Genomic DNA, 14,711 nt, shown 5'->3' on the forward strand with positions numbered 1-14,711 from the left:
CGCCGCCTCGTTACGCTCTCCCCGTAAACTCGGGTCTCAGCGCGGCGTCACCCAGCCATTTCCGGTGGAATCACCCAGCTGGCCACGGCCTGTAGGCCCGTTGTCCTGATAGGACGACCCAAAATGGGACAGATTGGAGCCCGTCACAGAGTCCCTCTGCACCGACGCCTCATGGTCTGGGTCCGGACCATGCGTCATGTCCATGGACGGTGCGTCCTGATACCCGGGCGGCAGGGAATGATGGCCACGAACCGTCATGTGCTCGTGCTGGCGCGATTCAGTTCCAGCGACGCCGGAACTCTGCTGCGTCGGATCGCCAGTGGTGATCTCCGCGCCCGCCAACGGATCGGACGACGCGGACAACGGCGCCGCCTCAGCCTGCATGATCGGGCTTGCAAGCAACGCCAGAGCCGCGGCGGCCAAAACACGGGAACGTCGGGAAACAACCATAAAGCACACCTTCAGCGATTGACACTCCCCGCAGCGCGAGGGCCTGATCGGGCCGATCATAGAGATTCGGCGACGACCGCAGTCGCCGGTTCGCTGGCCGGGAGCGAACTGACGCGACAGCTTCGCACGACCGGGACAAGAGCGGCAACAACGTTCCACGCAGAGCGTCCCGGCTCCTGAAGCTGCGCCCACACGTTACCTATACAAAATATGAGAGCGCGAGAACCACCGCGCACCGAGCAAGCGATCCCCACGCGGACGGAGAACTGGAGCCATGACCGCGGATCTTTTCGACCTTGAACAGTCACGGCGGGAAGCGCCAGAGGCGCCGCCTCGCCCTGTCCCGCTGGCAGAAGGCGCCGTGCTTTTTCCGGGGCTGGCCTTGCCCGACGTTCCAGCCCTGCTGGCCGGAGTGGAAGCGGTGAGCGCGGAGTGTCCCTTCGAGCAGCTGGAGACGCCCGGCGGCGGCCGCATGTCGGTCGAAATGACCGCTTGCGGCGTGTTCGGCTGGCGCTCCGACCGCAAGGGATATCGTTACGCTCCACTCTGCCCAGCGACGGGCCGCCCATGGCCGCCCATGCCTCCCGCGTTCGCCGCCCTGTCGCGCCGCGCCGCCGCCGCCGCCGGCTTCGATCGCGCGCCGCTGCAATCCTGCCTCATTAACCGCTACAATCATCGGGCGCGCATGTCGCTGCATCAGGACCGCGACGAAGGCGAACTCATCACGCCAATCGTTTCGGTCTCTCTCGGCGTCGCTGCGACCTTCCTTTGGGGCGGCCTCAACCGCTCAGACCCCACGCGCCGCATCCGACTTGCACATGGCGACGTCGTCGTCTGGGGCGGTCCGTCGCGTCTGACATTTCACGGCGTGACGCCGCTGCCGTCCGGCGAGCATCCCGCGACGGGTCCACGCCGCATCAACATTACCTTTCGTCAGGTTACGACGGACATGGACAACTTCTCGACGCCCTGACGCACGCTCCCTACCCCGCGCCGGAGCGCCCTCCGCACATGCCTATTCTGCGCCTGCCGCGTGGCGTCCGGCTTTCTTTGCATCCCATATCAAAGTTGGGCATAAATGCCGCCCCGCGCTCCCGGACTGCCGGGCCCGGGCCATTTTTTACTTCACCAGAGACGCGCAAGAACCGCGCATTCCAGATACCGACAGGAAACGACCATGAGTGTCACGCTCAACCCGACCTCTCCGCAGCAAGCAGTCCGCGCCTCCGCCGACTGGTCGCCGGAGACGTGGCGGTCGTTTCCGATCAAGCAGTCTCCGACTTATCCTGACGAGGCAGCCCTGAAAGGGGTCGAAGCGCGCCTGCATCGGTATCCTCCGCTGGTCTTCGCCGGAGAAGCGCGGCGCCTGCGCGCGCATCTGGCCGAAGCGTCCACTGGCCGCGCCTTCGTCCTGCAGGGCGGCGCCTGCGCGGAGAGCTTCTCGGAATTCTCCGCCGACATCGTGCGCGACACCTTCCGCGTGCTGCTGCAGATGGCCGTCGTCCTCACTTTCGCCGCCAAGGTGCCGGTGGTGAAGATCGGCCGCATCGCGGGCCAGTACGCCAAGCCGCGCTCATCCGACACGGAGACTCTGGGCGACACGGTGCTGCCGTCATATCGCGGCGACATCATCAACGGCTCCGAGTTCACGGCGGAAGCCCGCATTCCTGACCCGCAGCGCATGGAGACCGGCTATTTCCAGTCGGCTGGCGTGCTCAACCTGCTGCGCGCGTTCGCTGGCGGCGGCTACGCCAACCTGCACCAGGTGCATCGCTGGAACCTCGGCTTCGTGGAACGTTCGCCCCTGGCCGAGCGCTATCGCGTCCTCGCCGAACGCATCGACGAGACCCTGTCGTTCATGGGCGCGTGTGGCCTGAACGCCAAGACCGCGCCGCAGATCGACGAGACCGAGTTCTACACCTCCCACGAGGCGCTGCTGCTGCCGTATGAGCAGGCTCTGACCCGCGTCGATTCGACGTCGGGCGAATGGTACGACTGCTCGGCCCATTTCCTGTGGATCGGCGACCGCACCCGCCAGCCGGACGGCGCGCATGTCGAATTCCTGCGCGGCGTGCGGAACCCGATCGGCGTCAAGGTCGGACCGACGACGAAGGTCGACGACCTCGAACGCCTGCTGGAAATCCTCAACCCGACGGACGAGGCGGGACGCATCACGCTGATTTCCCGCATGGGCGCGGAGAAGATCCATGAGTTCCTGCCGCCCCTGCTGCGCAATGTGCGCGCCACGGGCCGCAAGGTCACATGGCTGACCGACCCCATGCACGGCAACACCATCTCGACGTCCAGCAAGGTGAAGACCCGCTCGTTCGACGCTATCCTGTCCGAAGTGCAGGGCTTCTTCGACGTGTTCGCCGCTGAAGGCGTGGCGCCAGGCGGCGTTCATATCGAGATGACGGGTCAGAACGTCACCGAATGCGTCGGCGGCGCGCATCGCCTGACGGAGCACGACCTCGGCGCCCGTTACGAGACGTTCTGCGACCCGCGCCTCAACGCGGAGCAGTCTCTGGAACTCGCGTTCCTTATCGCAGAAGAACTGACCACCCGTCTGCGCGCTGTACGCGCGGCGGCCTGAGCAGCGAAGTTCCGGACGGTCTAGGCCGATGCCCGCTGGCGACGGTCCGGCGAGCATCGGCCCGACCGCCCAACAACGTCGCCCAACCAGTCAGGCAAAATAGGCGCCATCCGGGTATCGCACCGAATGCGTTCCTGACCTTCAATACGTGGCGCCTTACAACGAGACTCGGTCTTACGCGCTGAGCGCGCGGAGACGCCCCGCCAGAGCGCTTTTTCTGCTCAGAAGAACCTCCCTGCACAACGACGACCTGACAGTCGACAGAAAACGCGAGCGCCGCTGCGAAGAAAATCGGGGGCCGAGAAGCTACCGCGCGCAATGACGAAGCAAAACAGACGTCTCCCAACCCGCACGGGCGCCGGCTCCCCCGTTCCTCACGCATTCCAGCACGATAAGACCGCCTTCACGCAAACAACGCGCACGGAGACTTGCTCCCGCCGCCCCGGCGGGCGGCTTGCCGTGCGCCCCTCTCCCCGGCAATGCTTCCTGCAGCACGACATATCCGGAGCGGCGGCGTGGACGCCCACCGCCAGCCTCGCGCGTTGTGTCAGAAACGCGCCGCGTGTCCAGGCGCGGAAACCCGCGCGCAGGACAGAAGGAAGTAACGATGACGCCTCCCCCCACCCGACCAACCGCGCCCCCGACGGACACCACGCTCTCTTCTGGCGTCTCGTCGGCGTGTTACGTGAAAGCGCTCAGTGACGCAGATATTCGCGCCCGGACGGACAGCTACTTCAACCGCACCCGAGAGATTGTAACCCGCTTCGGCGACCGGGCCGTCACTTACGCCGTGTTCATCCGCCGCCCGGTGCTCGCCGCCACCGCCATGCTGGAGAAGTGGCTGGAGAATGTGGCGCGCGAACGTGGAATCGAAATCATCGTCGAAACGGTCCACCCGGAAGGCGAGTGGGTCGGCGCGGGCGAGCCGCTGCTGTATCTGACCGGCTTCTTCAGTCATCTGACTGATCTGGAGACGCTGATCCTCCAGAAGCTTGGCCCAGCCTGCGTCGCCGCCCATCGAGCCTACCAGATGGCTTTGTCACTCCCCAAAGCGCAGTTCCTCGCCATGGAGGCCCGCCATTGCGCCGGTTACGAGATGCAGGAGTTGATGGCATACGGAGCCTCTGTCGGCAGCCGCGCCGCACAGAGAGAGGGCGCCATCGGGTTCATCGGCGGCGCTAACGACGCCACTGCGGCGTTCTTCGGGCAGGCAAAAGGCTTCGGCACCATGCCGCACGCCCTGATCGGATACGCTGGCTCGACCGTTCGCGCGGCCGAGATGTTCCATGAAGTCTATCCTGACACCGATCTCGTGGTGCTGGTCGATTACTACGGGCGGGAAATAACGGACGGCCTTGCGGTCTGCCGCAGATTTCCAGAACTCGCCGCCGCAGGGCGACTCGCGTTGCGGCTCGACACGCATGGCGGTCGTTTCCTCGAAGGTCTCGATCCGCAGGAATCCTACGCCGTCATGGCTCGCCATGTGCCGGAGGCGATCCGCCGTTACCGTTCGGAGGGAGAACTGCGATACCTGATCGGCACGGGCGTCTCCGCCGCCGCCATCTGGCGGATGCGGGAGGTTCTGGACGAAGCTGCCTTCGACAAGGTGCGCATCGTCGTCTCCTCCGGCTTCGGCGTGACGAAATGCGCCAGTATGGCGGACGCCAGCGCCCCGATCGACGTCGTCGGCACAGGATCATTCATCCCCAAACTGTGGAACGAAACATACGCCACGGCTGATATCGTCACGTATGACGGGGTCGAAAGCGTGAAGATCGGGCGTGAGTTTCTGCTGCCTTCGTTCCGGCGGGCGGAAGCGGAGAAAAAGAAACGTTCCTGACCCCGCCGTCCACCCGAAGGTTTGCGACGCAGTCGTCGCCCCCCGAACGAACCGGCAGTCCCTTTTAAGCGCCGGGGTATCGTCTCCGGTCGGGCTCGGCTAGAGCCTTACCCGTTCACACCGGTTCACGGATAAGGCTCCGGTTTGTCGTTTTGATGAGCCTCTTTATCCGATCAACCGTTTCAGTCTGATCGGATGATGCTCCAGGACGGGACCAACCATGCGCAGCGTCCACAACGGCGTTGTTTTTCAGGACGGCAGAGAGACCATGACAGCAGACATGAACGACGAAGACTTCAAGGATCACGCCGATCTCGATGACGAAGCGCAGCCGGGAGAGGAAGACGCTGGCTGGCGCGTCCGCATTCTCGATCTGTCCGGCGGAGCAGAAGACAATATCGTTGAAGACGTAAAAGGCTTTCACGATGTGGCTCACGCCAATGCGTTCGCTCGGGCCTATGTCCGCGACAGTGTGGAATTGTGCCGGGCACCGGGCGCCTCCCCGCGCGACACGCTGAACGCGTGGTTCGCGTTCGGCGAAAATGCCGAGGTGCTCGAAGCGGGCGACGACGGCTGGAAATCAGCGACCGAACTCGACGACTTCGTGTCTCGCCCCGCCACGCACATGGAACGCGACTGGCGCTCGCTCGATCCTCGCAGACTGGTCGAAGACGAAGGCGGAGAGATGGATTTCGGCGCAGACGACGATCTGGGAGCGGCCGACGGGGAGTAATCCCTGACAGGTCGTTTACAAACTTCCCGGCGCACTTGCTCTGCGGCGCGACGTCCAGCCCGCTGCAGAGTTGGACCACCGACGGTCAGATGGCTATTCGGCATCCGGCGTGTTGGCGATCAACACATCTCTGAAACGACGAATCTCGTCGTTAAGTCGCATCAGTTCCGCGATGGACAAGTCTGAGCGACCAAGCAACGTCTCTCCAACGCAGGCGGCGTCCTGCCGCAAGGCCACGCCCTGCGGCGACAGGGTGACGATGACCTGGCGTTCATCTTCCGGATTACGTTCCCGGCGCACGAAACCAGCCCCCTCCAGACGCTTCACCAGCGGCGTGATCGTGCTCGACTCCAGCGCGAGTCGCCCTGCGATGTCGCCAATGGACTGCCCGCCCCTCTCCCAAAGCACGCTCATGACCAGATACTGCGGATAGGTCAGGCCTAGGCGTTCCAACGCGGGACGATATGCCCGGTTGATCGCGATATTGGCCGAATAGATGGCGTAGCACAGATGCGCATCAAGCGGCGGCGGGCAGGGCGACGGGTCCACGTTCGATCTCCGTGAGTGGGCGCAGTTTGTTATCACGGAACTTCATATCGCGATAAAGAAAACGCTTTACAAGCTGAAAGTCACCGCCTAGAAAACATTTATCGCGATAATTTATACCGCGAAATATAAAGGAAAACGACCATGGCTATTCTCTATCGCGCTGAAGCAACCGCAACAGGCGGCCGCACGGGATCTGCGAAATCGAGCGACGGACGTCTGGCGGTCACACTGGACACTCCGAAGGAACTCGGTGGTTCCGGCGGCGACGGCACCAACCCGGAACAGCTTTTCGCCACGGGCTATTCCGCATGTTTTCTTGGGGCGCTCAAATACGTCGCCAACCAGAAAAAGGTGAAGCTGTCCGAGGACACAACCGTCACAGCGACAGTGGGCATCGGCCCGCGTGACGACGGTCAGGGCTTCGGACTTGAGATCGCGCTGTCCGTCTCCGTCCCGGGGGTCGAGCGTGACGTGGCCGAGGCGCTCGTGGCGCAGGCCGATATCGTCTGCCCGTATTCGCACCTCGCCCATAACGGCGCCGCCGTAAGCCTCACCGTAGCATGAGCCGGTCCCCGCCGGCTTGATCCGGCGGGGACAACCACCCTGTTAGGCAGATCAGTAATACTGACGGATTTGTCAGCGGCATGTGCCCCCAGCCACATGACCGGACGTTGCTCCATTAACCTCACGTTCAAGTCGTGACGTGACAGGCATCTTCGATGCTTGCGCTACAAATGCACGCACGCCAATACTCCCTTCACTGTGGTCGCAATTACGGTTGCATTACATGTGGGGAGCAAATGCGGCAGATAGATTACATATGCTTCGCGACCTCGCTTAAGCTATTTTGCGCTTCAGAGACCAGCGCCCGCGACGCCGCCGTCCGCTAACCAGATCAAAAATGATTCGAAAATTTGCGACAGGCTTGCGAAAAGCTTGAGTTTACCCCCTGATCCCGCATCAAAAATTCCTCGATACGGCGCGTCGTGCAAGTGTTCTGCCACACATTCTTGAGGGCCAGACCACAGTCATACGTCCCAGGCATCACGCCATTAGAATTTATCATAGGAAAACATCATGAAATTTATAAATTTTTCAGATGGCGACGAACCAATTAACTCAGGCGTATCGGGCTTTCGGAAATTGCGCCCTGCCGAGCACGTCTCAGGTCCCTATAAAATATGGGAACTTTCCGACGACCAAGGATGGCGTTACGATTATCACTGGAAAAGACCCCACGAGGCGCTCAATCCAATCGGGCTTTATGACGTCGAAGATGTCATCGTCACGCGTCCCGGCGGGCTGATATTGAATAGATTTATTGGCTACAATAACGCGACAGGCCGCGACAATCAGAGAAGCATCCCGCCGCACGACGACTACATCAATTTAAGCGGCAGGAACAAAGTAATCATCGACGAGCCGATCATCGTCGCCGACGGCGTCGCGTTCGACGTATGGGGACACTGGATTGTCGACTACCTCCCGCGTTTCGGCGTGGTCCGCGACTTTTATCTGGCCGATTTCTTTGATCTGAAGGTTCTTCTCCCCGCGTACGCGCCAGCCTGGGTCACGGAATTTCTAAAAATATCATGCGGCGTCATGGAAGAGAATATTCTGAAATATAACCCGGACAGCGATGTCGTGCTGTGCAGGCGCGCCATAGTGCCGTCTTACTGCTACACAGAAGAGTTTGCATTTCATAGCTACGTAAAAGACTTCTACAGATCATTCGCGCTCACGCCCCCGTCCCCGAAAACCCCAGAAAAAATACTCGTATCGCGGGGCAATCAATCTGGGAGCAACAGGCTCTTTCCGAACAGAGATGCATTCGAAAACATGGCCCGCGAACGGGGGTATCAAATCATACGACCGGAAGAACTGTCGATCCCGGAGCAGATAAACGTGTTTTCACGTTCGTCGGTCGTGATCGGGGAACACGGTTCCGGCATGCATAGCGCAGTTTTTTGTGGCAAAGGAACCGTGGTCGGCTGCATCGGATTTTGGAACGCCGTACAACTTCACATCGGTTATCTCATGGAGCACCGGAACGTCTATCTCACCAGGGGCTGTCTCTGGCCCACGCCGGAGCGCAACGAATACGTAATCGACGTCACGATCGAAGATCTGGTGAGCTTTTTCGATAAAATCGACGCCATGACAACTGACGCCTCATCAGAGTAAAGCCCCGTCATCGTCCAGCCCGTCTCGGGCTGGACGGCGCTATTGCCATGAAGCTGAAATTATCCCTGACGGCCCAGACACGTTCAGCCAGAACCACACGCTCTCCGCCCTCACCCGGTCGCCTTGCGGGCCAGCTTGTCCAGAGCCGTCACCACCCGACGCGCCAGATCAATACGTTGAACGTTGGTCAATTCCCGCACAACGGCAAGTTTGTGATCGGGACGCAGCCGAACGGCCCCGTCCTTCCACGCGCCCATCCAGCGGATCAACCCTTCTGGATTGGCGAAGCTGTTACCGCGGAATTGCAGAACCATGCCTTTCGGCCCCGCCTCCAGCCGCTCCACGCCCGCGCCACGACACAAACGCTTCAACTCGACCACATCCAGCAGGTTCTTGACCTCCGGCGGCGGCGCGCCAAAGCGGTCGACCAGTTCCGCCTCCATCGCTTCGCCTTCCGCATTGGAGGCAAGCGCGCCGATACGGCGATAGAGCCCAAGCCGAACCGGAAGATCAGCGACATACCCGTCAGGAATCAACACCGGCAGTCCAAGCACGATGTTTGGCGTCCAGTCGCGATCTTCCGCCCGGGCGCGCCCTTTCTCCGTCCGCAGATCAGCAACTGCGTCCTGCAGCATCTGCTGATACAACTCGATACCAACTTCGCGGATATGACCTGACTGCTCGTCGCCCAGCAGGTTGCCCGCGCCACGCAGATCGAGATCGTGCGACGCCAGCGTAAACCCGGCGCCGAGCGTGTCGAGCGTCTGCATGATCTCAAGCCGCTTCTGCGCCGACGCCGAGAGAACATGCGTCTGCGGCCAGGTCAGATAGGCGTAACCACGCTGCTTGCCGCGACCGACGCGACCGCGAAGCTGATAGAGCTGTCCAAGGCCAAACATATCGGCGCGATGAATGATCAGCGTGTTGACCGCAGGCATATCCAGGCCGCTTTCGACGATGTTCGTCGAGAGCAGGATGTCGTATTTGCCGTCCGAGAACTCGGTCATCACCCGTTCCAGCTCGGTCGGGGACAACTGCCCATGCGCCTGCACCACACGCGCGTCAGGAACGATGTCGCGCAACCGCTCGCCCAAACGATCCAGGTCCTCAATGCGCGGCGCCACGCAGAAAATCTGCCCGCCGCGGAAACGCTCGCGCTGCACGGCCTCGCGGATCACCACGCTGTCGAAGGGCATGATGAAGGTGCGCACAGCCAACCTGTCCGTCGGCGGTGTCGCGATCAGACTCATCTCCCGCACACCGGACAACGAAAGCTGCAACGTTCGCGGCAACGGCGTTGCGGAAAGCGTGAGAACATGCACGTCCTCACGCAGCGCTTTCAGTTTTTCCTTGTGACTGACGCCGAAATGCTGCTCCTCATCGACGATCAGAAGACCAAGGTCGGCAAACTGAACGCCCTTCGCCAGCAAGGCATGGGTGCCGATGACGACATTAACGGTTCCGTCCGCAATTCCCCGGCGCGCCTCCGCCGCCTGCTTCGCCGTGACCATGCGCGAAAGCTGCACCACACGAATGGGAAACCCTTCGAAGCGCGCTTCGAATGTCCGGAAATGCTGACGCGCGAGCAGCGTCGTCGGCACCACCACGGCGACCTGCGACCCGGACATCGCCGCAACGAAGGCGGCGCGCAGGGCGACCTCGGTCTTGCCGAAGCCTACGTCGCCGCAGACCAGACGATCCATCGGGCGCCCCGCGCCCATGTCTTCCAGAACGTCGGCGATCGCGCGCGACTGATCCTCCGTCTCCACGAACGGGAAACGCGCGCAAAACTCCTCCCACATACCCTCGGGCGCGCCCAGCACCGGCGCCTCGCGCAGCGCGCGGGCGGCGGCCGTGCGAATAAGCTGCCCCGCCATGTCGCGGATACGCTGCTTCATCTTCGCCTTGCGACCCTGCCAGGCCGCGCCGCCAAGTTTGTCGAGCGCGACCCCGGCCTGATCCGAACCGAAGCGACTCAGAAGCTCGATATTCTCGACCGGCAGGTAAAGTTTCTGCCCGCCGTCATAGAGCAGACGCAGGCAATCATGCGGCGCCACGCCAACGCTTACCGTCTCGAGCCCGTCATAACGGCCAATGCCGTAATCCTGATGGACCACCAGATCGCCTTCGGTGATCTCCCCTGCCTCGGCGATCAACTCGTCCGCGCGACGGCGTTTGCGCGGAGGCCTGCCGATCCGCTCGCCCAGCAGATCCTGCTCGGACACGATGGCAAGGTCGTCGCCGACGAACCCACGATCAATCCCGAGGACCAGCAGACCGACCGGCCCCGGCTTCATACGCCGGGCGGAAGTCCAGTCGTCAAGGGTTTCGACAGAAACACCGTGTTCCTGAAACAATGTCTTGATCCGCTCGCGCGAGCCCCTTGTCCAGGCTGCGACGAAGCAACGCCGCTTCGTGTCGGTCCAGACGCGCGCCTGATCCTCCACCAGCCGGAACGTCTCCTCCCGCTGCCCGGCGGGCGCGAGCTTCGAGAACATGATTCCAGGGCGCCCGCCTGCGTCCAGCCCCTGCGCGCCGTCCGGCTTTGCGAACGGGCTGAAGCTCGTGACCGGCACACGACCCAGCGCCGCGTCCCAACCTCGCCGATCGAGGTAAAGCAGGTGCGGCGGCAAAGCACGATACGGAATTTCGCCTTCGCGCGGCGGTGCGCGGCGAGCCTGGTAATGATCCTCGATCATGTCGAGGCGGGCGCCGATCGACTCCTCTACCTGATGGTCCAGCGACACCGCAGCGCCCGGGAGATAATCGAACAGCGTTTCCATGCTGGCGTGAAACAGCGGCAGCCAGTGCTCGACCCCGGTATGGCGTCGACCTTCGCTGATATGCTCATACAGCGGGTCGGATGCGGCTGCCGGGCCAAACTGGTCGCGCCATGCGCTGCGAAAGCGCGAAATGCTGGCTGGATCAAGAGAAAATTCTGAAACCGGATGCAGCGAAAGCTGCTCCACCCTGCCGCTTGAACGTTGGGTACCTGGATCGAAATTTCGAATGTTTTCGACTTCGTCTCCGAAAAGATCAAGACGCACCGGCTCGGGCTGCCCTGCGGGAAACAGATCGAAAATACCGCCGCGCGTCGCAAACTCGCCCGGCTCCATCACCGTATCAGTGCGCGTGTAGCCATTGGCGATCAGCAACTCGATCAGAAACGCCTGATCGAGGCTCTCCCCTTGCGCGATGGTCAGCGATTGCCCCCGGAACGCGTCACGCGGCGGCACACGCTGCATCAGGGCGGGCGGCGTGGTCAGTATGACGCGCCCCGCAGCATTCGAATGCTTGGGCTCCAGCAGGCGCGTCAGGGTCGCCGCGCGCTCGGCCACCAGTACCGGGTTGGGCGAGACGCGATCGTAAGGAAGACAGTCCCATGCCGGGAAGCGCAACACCTCGACGTCTCCGCCGAGATAGTCGAGCAGATCGCTCAACCTGGCGAACGCCGCGTCATCTCTCGCCACATGAAGAACAGGGCCGTCATGTTCGCGGGCTCTTTTCGCCAGAAGCAGGGCGTCAAACCCTTCCGGCACGCCCCAGACCGTCGCGCCCTGCGCCAGCGCGCGCGGCGCGGCCCGAACGTCAGCCTCCATTACAGCTCTCCGTCTTCATCGCGAGTTTCAGCCCCTGCGCTCCTGCCCGGCGGCCGTATGGCGACGATATTCGTCGATCATGGCGCGCAGCATCGGCGTCGCCTGATCCTCGGGCAGCGGCATCCGCCCGGTCAGCCAGTCGGCGAGATCAGGATCGGGAATCTCCAGCACCGCCTCCATATCGTCCAGCGCAACGCTGTCCATCGTCTGGGCGTTACGTTCGACGAAGCCCCCGATCAGGATGTCCGTTTCGAACGTGCCGCGGTGCCGCGCACGAAACAGCAGCTTGCGGCGACGGGCGTCCAGTTCGGCGACCGCGTCTGCTGACGCGCCTTTCGGCGGCGTCGGAGGAGTGATGGTTTCGTTTTGTTCCATGGCGTCGCTGTCCTATAGCCTTGTGACCCCAGCCTGTCAGCCCGCAAGAAAGGCCGTAGCGCCGCCCGTGTCCAGCCCAACCGCCAGCAAGGAGAGCACAACTCACGGCACCGACTCGGCTCCCGCCACCGCGTCAGGCCGAAAACGCTCGCCCGCCGTCCGATCCGGACCAGACGCCGAGGCCGCCTGCCGCGACATGACACAGGACACGCTGACGGTTGCGGAGAGCGCGCCGCAACAAGATGACGCCTGGCTCTCCCCCCTTTTGGCGCCGATAGCGGATATTCCCGGCGTCGGGCCTGCACAGGCGAAACTCCTGACTCGCGCGGTCGGTGGCTCGCGCGTGGTGGATCTGCTGTTTCACATGCCAGAGAGCGTCGTCGACCGGCGTTATCGACCGGCCCTTAGCGACGCGCAGCCCGGGCGCGTTGCGACGCTGGAAGCGACAGTCGGGCACGTGACAGCGCCCGCGCACAGACGCCAACCATGGAAAGTCCAGCTCGAAGACGGCGCAGGCAGGCTCGAAGTCGCATTCTTCTCCCGTTGGCAGGCCCGGCGCATGACATCCGGCGCACGCGTTCTCGTCTCCGGTCTGCTCGATACGTTCAATGGGCGGCTGACGATGACCAACCCGGACTATGTTCTGTCCGCCGGAGGCGCCGTTCCGGCGCTCGATCCGGTATGGCCTCTGACCGCAGGACTTTTCACCGGGCAGGTCCGCAGCGCCATACGCAAGGCTTTCGCCCGCCTGCCCGAACTACCGGAGTGGGAGGAGCCATCCGTGGTCGCGCGGCGTCGGTGGCCTGATTTCCGAACCGCATTGCTGTGGACGCATTTTCCATCCGACGATCTCGCTATATCCGGGCCAGAGGCCGCAACTGACGTGTGGATCGACGCGCGGCGAAGGGCGCGCGAGAGACTGGCGTGCGACGAACTCCTCGCCGATCAGGCCGCCACGTTGTTGGCGCGGGAGGCAAATCGCAACCGCCCCGGACGTTCGCTGATCGGTTCCGGGGCGTTGCGACGGGAGGCGCTGGCCAGGTTCGGCCATTCGCCGACACCGGCCCAGACACAAGCGCTACGCGAAATTGGCGCGGATCTCGAGGCCCCGCGCCGCATGATCCGCCTGCTGCAAGGCGACGTAGGAGCGGGCAAAACGCTGGTGGCTTTGCTGACGATGCTGCAGGCGGCGGAGGCCGGCGCGCAAGCGGCGATCATGGCACCAACTGAAATCCTTGCACGTCAGCATCTGGCGACATTTGAAAGACTGTCCCCCGCCCCCGTGGCTTTTCTCTCCGGGTCAGTGCGCGGCAAGGCGCGCAAAGCGACGCTTGAGGCCATAGCAGACGGCTCCGCCTCCCTCATCGTCGGCACACACGCGCTGGTTCAGGATGGGGTGCGCTATCACGACCTCGCCCTTGCCGTCGTGGATGAGCAACACCGGTTCGGTGTGGAGCAGCGCCTGACGCTCGGCGCGAAAGGAGCGGCCGTGGACATGCTGGTCATGACAGCTACTCCGATCCCGCGCACGCTCCTGCTGACGCAATGGGGGGACATGCAGGTCAGTCGGTTGGACGGAAAACCCGCAGGACGCAAACCGATTAAAACTTCTGTGCACGGGCCGGACGCGTTCGACGGCGTTCTCTCAGGCCTCGAACGGGCGCTGGCGAGCGGCGCCCGCGTCTTCTGGGTATGTCCACTGGTCAGCGAAAGCGAAGCGCTGGACATCGCCGCCGCAGAAGCCCGCCATACGTCGCTTGTGCAGCGTTTTGAAGGTCGTTACGGTGTGGGTCTGGCGCATGGACAGCAGGATATCGCTGTCAGGGAGGCGGCCCTTGCAGCTTTCGCCAGCGGCCGTACCGCCATTCTGGTCGCGACGACAGTGATCGAAGTCGGCGTGGATGTGCCCAGCGCGTCTGTCATGGTCATCGAGCACGCGGAGCGCTTCGGCCTTGCGCAGCTTCATCAGTTGCGCGGCCGTGTGGGACGCGGCTCCGCCGAATCGTTCTGTCTGCTGCTGCATGGTGGAGAGGTCGGCGTGACCGCGAAGCGACGTTTGAGTCTTTTGAGGGATACCGAAGACGGTTTCCTGATCGCCGACGAAGATTTTCGACTGCGCGGAGGCGGTGAAGTGGCTGGCTCCAGACAGTCAGGATTGCCGGGTTTTCGCATCGCAACGATGGAGGCGAACCTTGATGAGACGCGTAATCTTGTTGCGCTTGCGCGCCAATCAGCGGAACGCGGGCTGCAAGGGCGTCATCAGAACGCAGCATTCCGCTGCCTTTTGATGCTTTTCGGCAAGGCGAAGTTCGACAAAATAATACAAGCGGGATAGACAGCGCGCCACAGATCGTCTTTTTTTCGGGATTAAATCTATATTTACGGAGA

The 14,711-nt window shown here is 62.7% G+C and carries 11 protein-coding genes; 7 read left to right on the top strand and 4 right to left on the bottom strand.

The window, feature by feature from the left end; translation table 11 throughout:
* Positions 1-36: 36 nt before the first annotated feature.
* The gene (locus J2D73_RS12640) at positions 37-450 is read right to left on the bottom strand and encodes a hypothetical protein (protein WP_026398780.1); all 414 of its coding nucleotides are present in this window, start codon (positions 448-450) and stop codon (positions 37-39) included.
* A 274-nt stretch (positions 451-724) separates the two neighbouring features.
* Here J2D73_RS12640 and alkB point away from each other — a divergent pair, with 274 nt between their 5' ends.
* The 4 genes from alkB to J2D73_RS12660 all read left to right on the top strand — a co-directional run bounded on the left by alkB (position 725) and on the right by J2D73_RS12660 (position 5,616).
* Complete coding sequence (gene alkB / locus J2D73_RS12645) at positions 725-1,423, top strand: DNA oxidative demethylase AlkB (protein WP_207881909.1); 699 nt, start codon at positions 725-727, stop codon at positions 1,421-1,423.
* A gap of 204 nt (positions 1,424-1,627) precedes the next feature.
* Positions 1,628-3,043, top strand: coding sequence for a class II 3-deoxy-7-phosphoheptulonate synthase (locus tag J2D73_RS12650; RefSeq protein WP_207881910.1), 1,416 nt, complete (start codon positions 1,628-1,630; stop codon positions 3,041-3,043).
* Positions 3,044-3,650: 607 nt separating this feature from the next.
* A complete protein-coding gene (locus J2D73_RS12655) occupies positions 3,651-4,883 on the top strand; it encodes a nicotinate phosphoribosyltransferase (RefSeq protein WP_243429919.1) in 1,233 nt (410 codons plus the stop codon).
* Positions 4,884-5,163: 280 nt separating this feature from the next.
* On the top strand, positions 5,164-5,616 hold the full coding sequence (locus J2D73_RS12660) for a hypothetical protein (protein ID WP_026398776.1): 453 nt from the start codon (positions 5,164-5,166) through the stop codon (positions 5,614-5,616).
* Positions 5,617-5,709: 93 nt separating this feature from the next.
* Here J2D73_RS12660 and J2D73_RS12665 read toward each other — a convergent pair whose 3' ends face one another.
* Entirely contained in the window at positions 5,710-6,165 is a 456-nt protein-coding gene (locus tag J2D73_RS12665) for a MarR family transcriptional regulator (RefSeq protein ID WP_207881911.1), read from the bottom strand.
* 141 nt (positions 6,166-6,306) lie between these two features.
* Here J2D73_RS12665 and J2D73_RS12670 point away from each other — a divergent pair, with 141 nt between their 5' ends.
* Together J2D73_RS12670 and J2D73_RS12675 are read left to right on the top strand one after the other, a co-directional pair.
* Positions 6,307-6,729, top strand: coding sequence for an organic hydroperoxide resistance protein (locus tag J2D73_RS12670; protein ID WP_026398774.1), 423 nt, complete (start codon positions 6,307-6,309; stop codon positions 6,727-6,729).
* Between the two features lie 513 nt (positions 6,730-7,242).
* Positions 7,243-8,349 (top strand): glycosyltransferase family 61 protein, encoded by a 1,107-nt coding sequence (locus tag J2D73_RS12675; protein WP_026398773.1) that lies wholly within the window; start codon positions 7,243-7,245, stop codon positions 8,347-8,349.
* Positions 8,350-8,459: 110 nt separating this feature from the next.
* On the opposite strand, the gene mfd is transcribed toward J2D73_RS12675, so the two are convergent.
* Both mfd and J2D73_RS12685 read right to left on the bottom strand, forming a co-directional pair.
* A complete protein-coding gene (gene mfd, locus J2D73_RS12680; RefSeq protein WP_207881912.1) occupies positions 8,460-11,948 on the bottom strand; it encodes a transcription-repair coupling factor in 3,489 nt (1,162 codons plus the stop codon).
* Between the two features lie 27 nt (positions 11,949-11,975).
* A complete protein-coding gene (locus J2D73_RS12685) occupies positions 11,976-12,323 on the bottom strand; it encodes a succinate dehydrogenase assembly factor 2 (protein ID WP_207881913.1) in 348 nt (115 codons plus the stop codon).
* Positions 12,324-12,519: 196 nt separating this feature from the next.
* Here J2D73_RS12685 and recG point away from each other — a divergent pair, with 196 nt between their 5' ends.
* Positions 12,520-14,658, top strand: a complete 2,139-nt coding sequence (recG, locus tag J2D73_RS12690) for an ATP-dependent DNA helicase RecG (RefSeq protein WP_207881988.1) — start codon at positions 12,520-12,522, stop codon at positions 14,656-14,658.
* Positions 14,659-14,711: the final 53 nt, after the last annotated feature.

Origin of the sequence: Acetobacter sacchari, assembly GCF_017377715.1 — a bacterium.
GTDB classification, from domain to species: domain Bacteria; phylum Pseudomonadota; class Alphaproteobacteria; order Acetobacterales; family Acetobacteraceae; genus Acetobacter; species Acetobacter sacchari.

Coding starts and splice junctions, on each gene's coding strand:
- alkB (WP_207881909.1), top strand. CDS start 725: ATGACCGCGGATCTTTTCGACCTTGAACAGTCACGGCGGGAAGCGCCA.
- J2D73_RS12670 (WP_026398774.1), top strand. CDS start 6,307: ATGGCTATTCTCTATCGCGCTGAAGCAACCGCAACAGGCGGCCGCACG.
- J2D73_RS12650 (WP_207881910.1), top strand. CDS start 1,628: ATGAGTGTCACGCTCAACCCGACCTCTCCGCAGCAAGCAGTCCGCGCC.
- J2D73_RS12675 (WP_026398773.1), top strand. CDS start 7,243: ATGAAATTTATAAATTTTTCAGATGGCGACGAACCAATTAACTCAGGC.
- J2D73_RS12655 (WP_243429919.1), top strand. CDS start 3,651: ATGACGCCTCCCCCCACCCGACCAACCGCGCCCCCGACGGACACCACG.
- recG (WP_207881988.1), top strand. CDS start 12,520: ATGACACAGGACACGCTGACGGTTGCGGAGAGCGCGCCGCAACAAGAT.
- mfd (WP_207881912.1), bottom strand. CDS start 11,948: ATGGAGGCTGACGTTCGGGCCGCGCCGCGCGCGCTGGCGCAGGGCGCG.
- J2D73_RS12685 (WP_207881913.1), bottom strand. CDS start 12,323: ATGGAACAAAACGAAACCATCACTCCTCCGACGCCGCCGAAAGGCGCG.
- J2D73_RS12660 (WP_026398776.1), top strand. CDS start 5,164: ATGAACGACGAAGACTTCAAGGATCACGCCGATCTCGATGACGAAGCG.
- J2D73_RS12640 (WP_026398780.1), bottom strand. CDS start 450: ATGGTTGTTTCCCGACGTTCCCGTGTTTTGGCCGCCGCGGCTCTGGCG.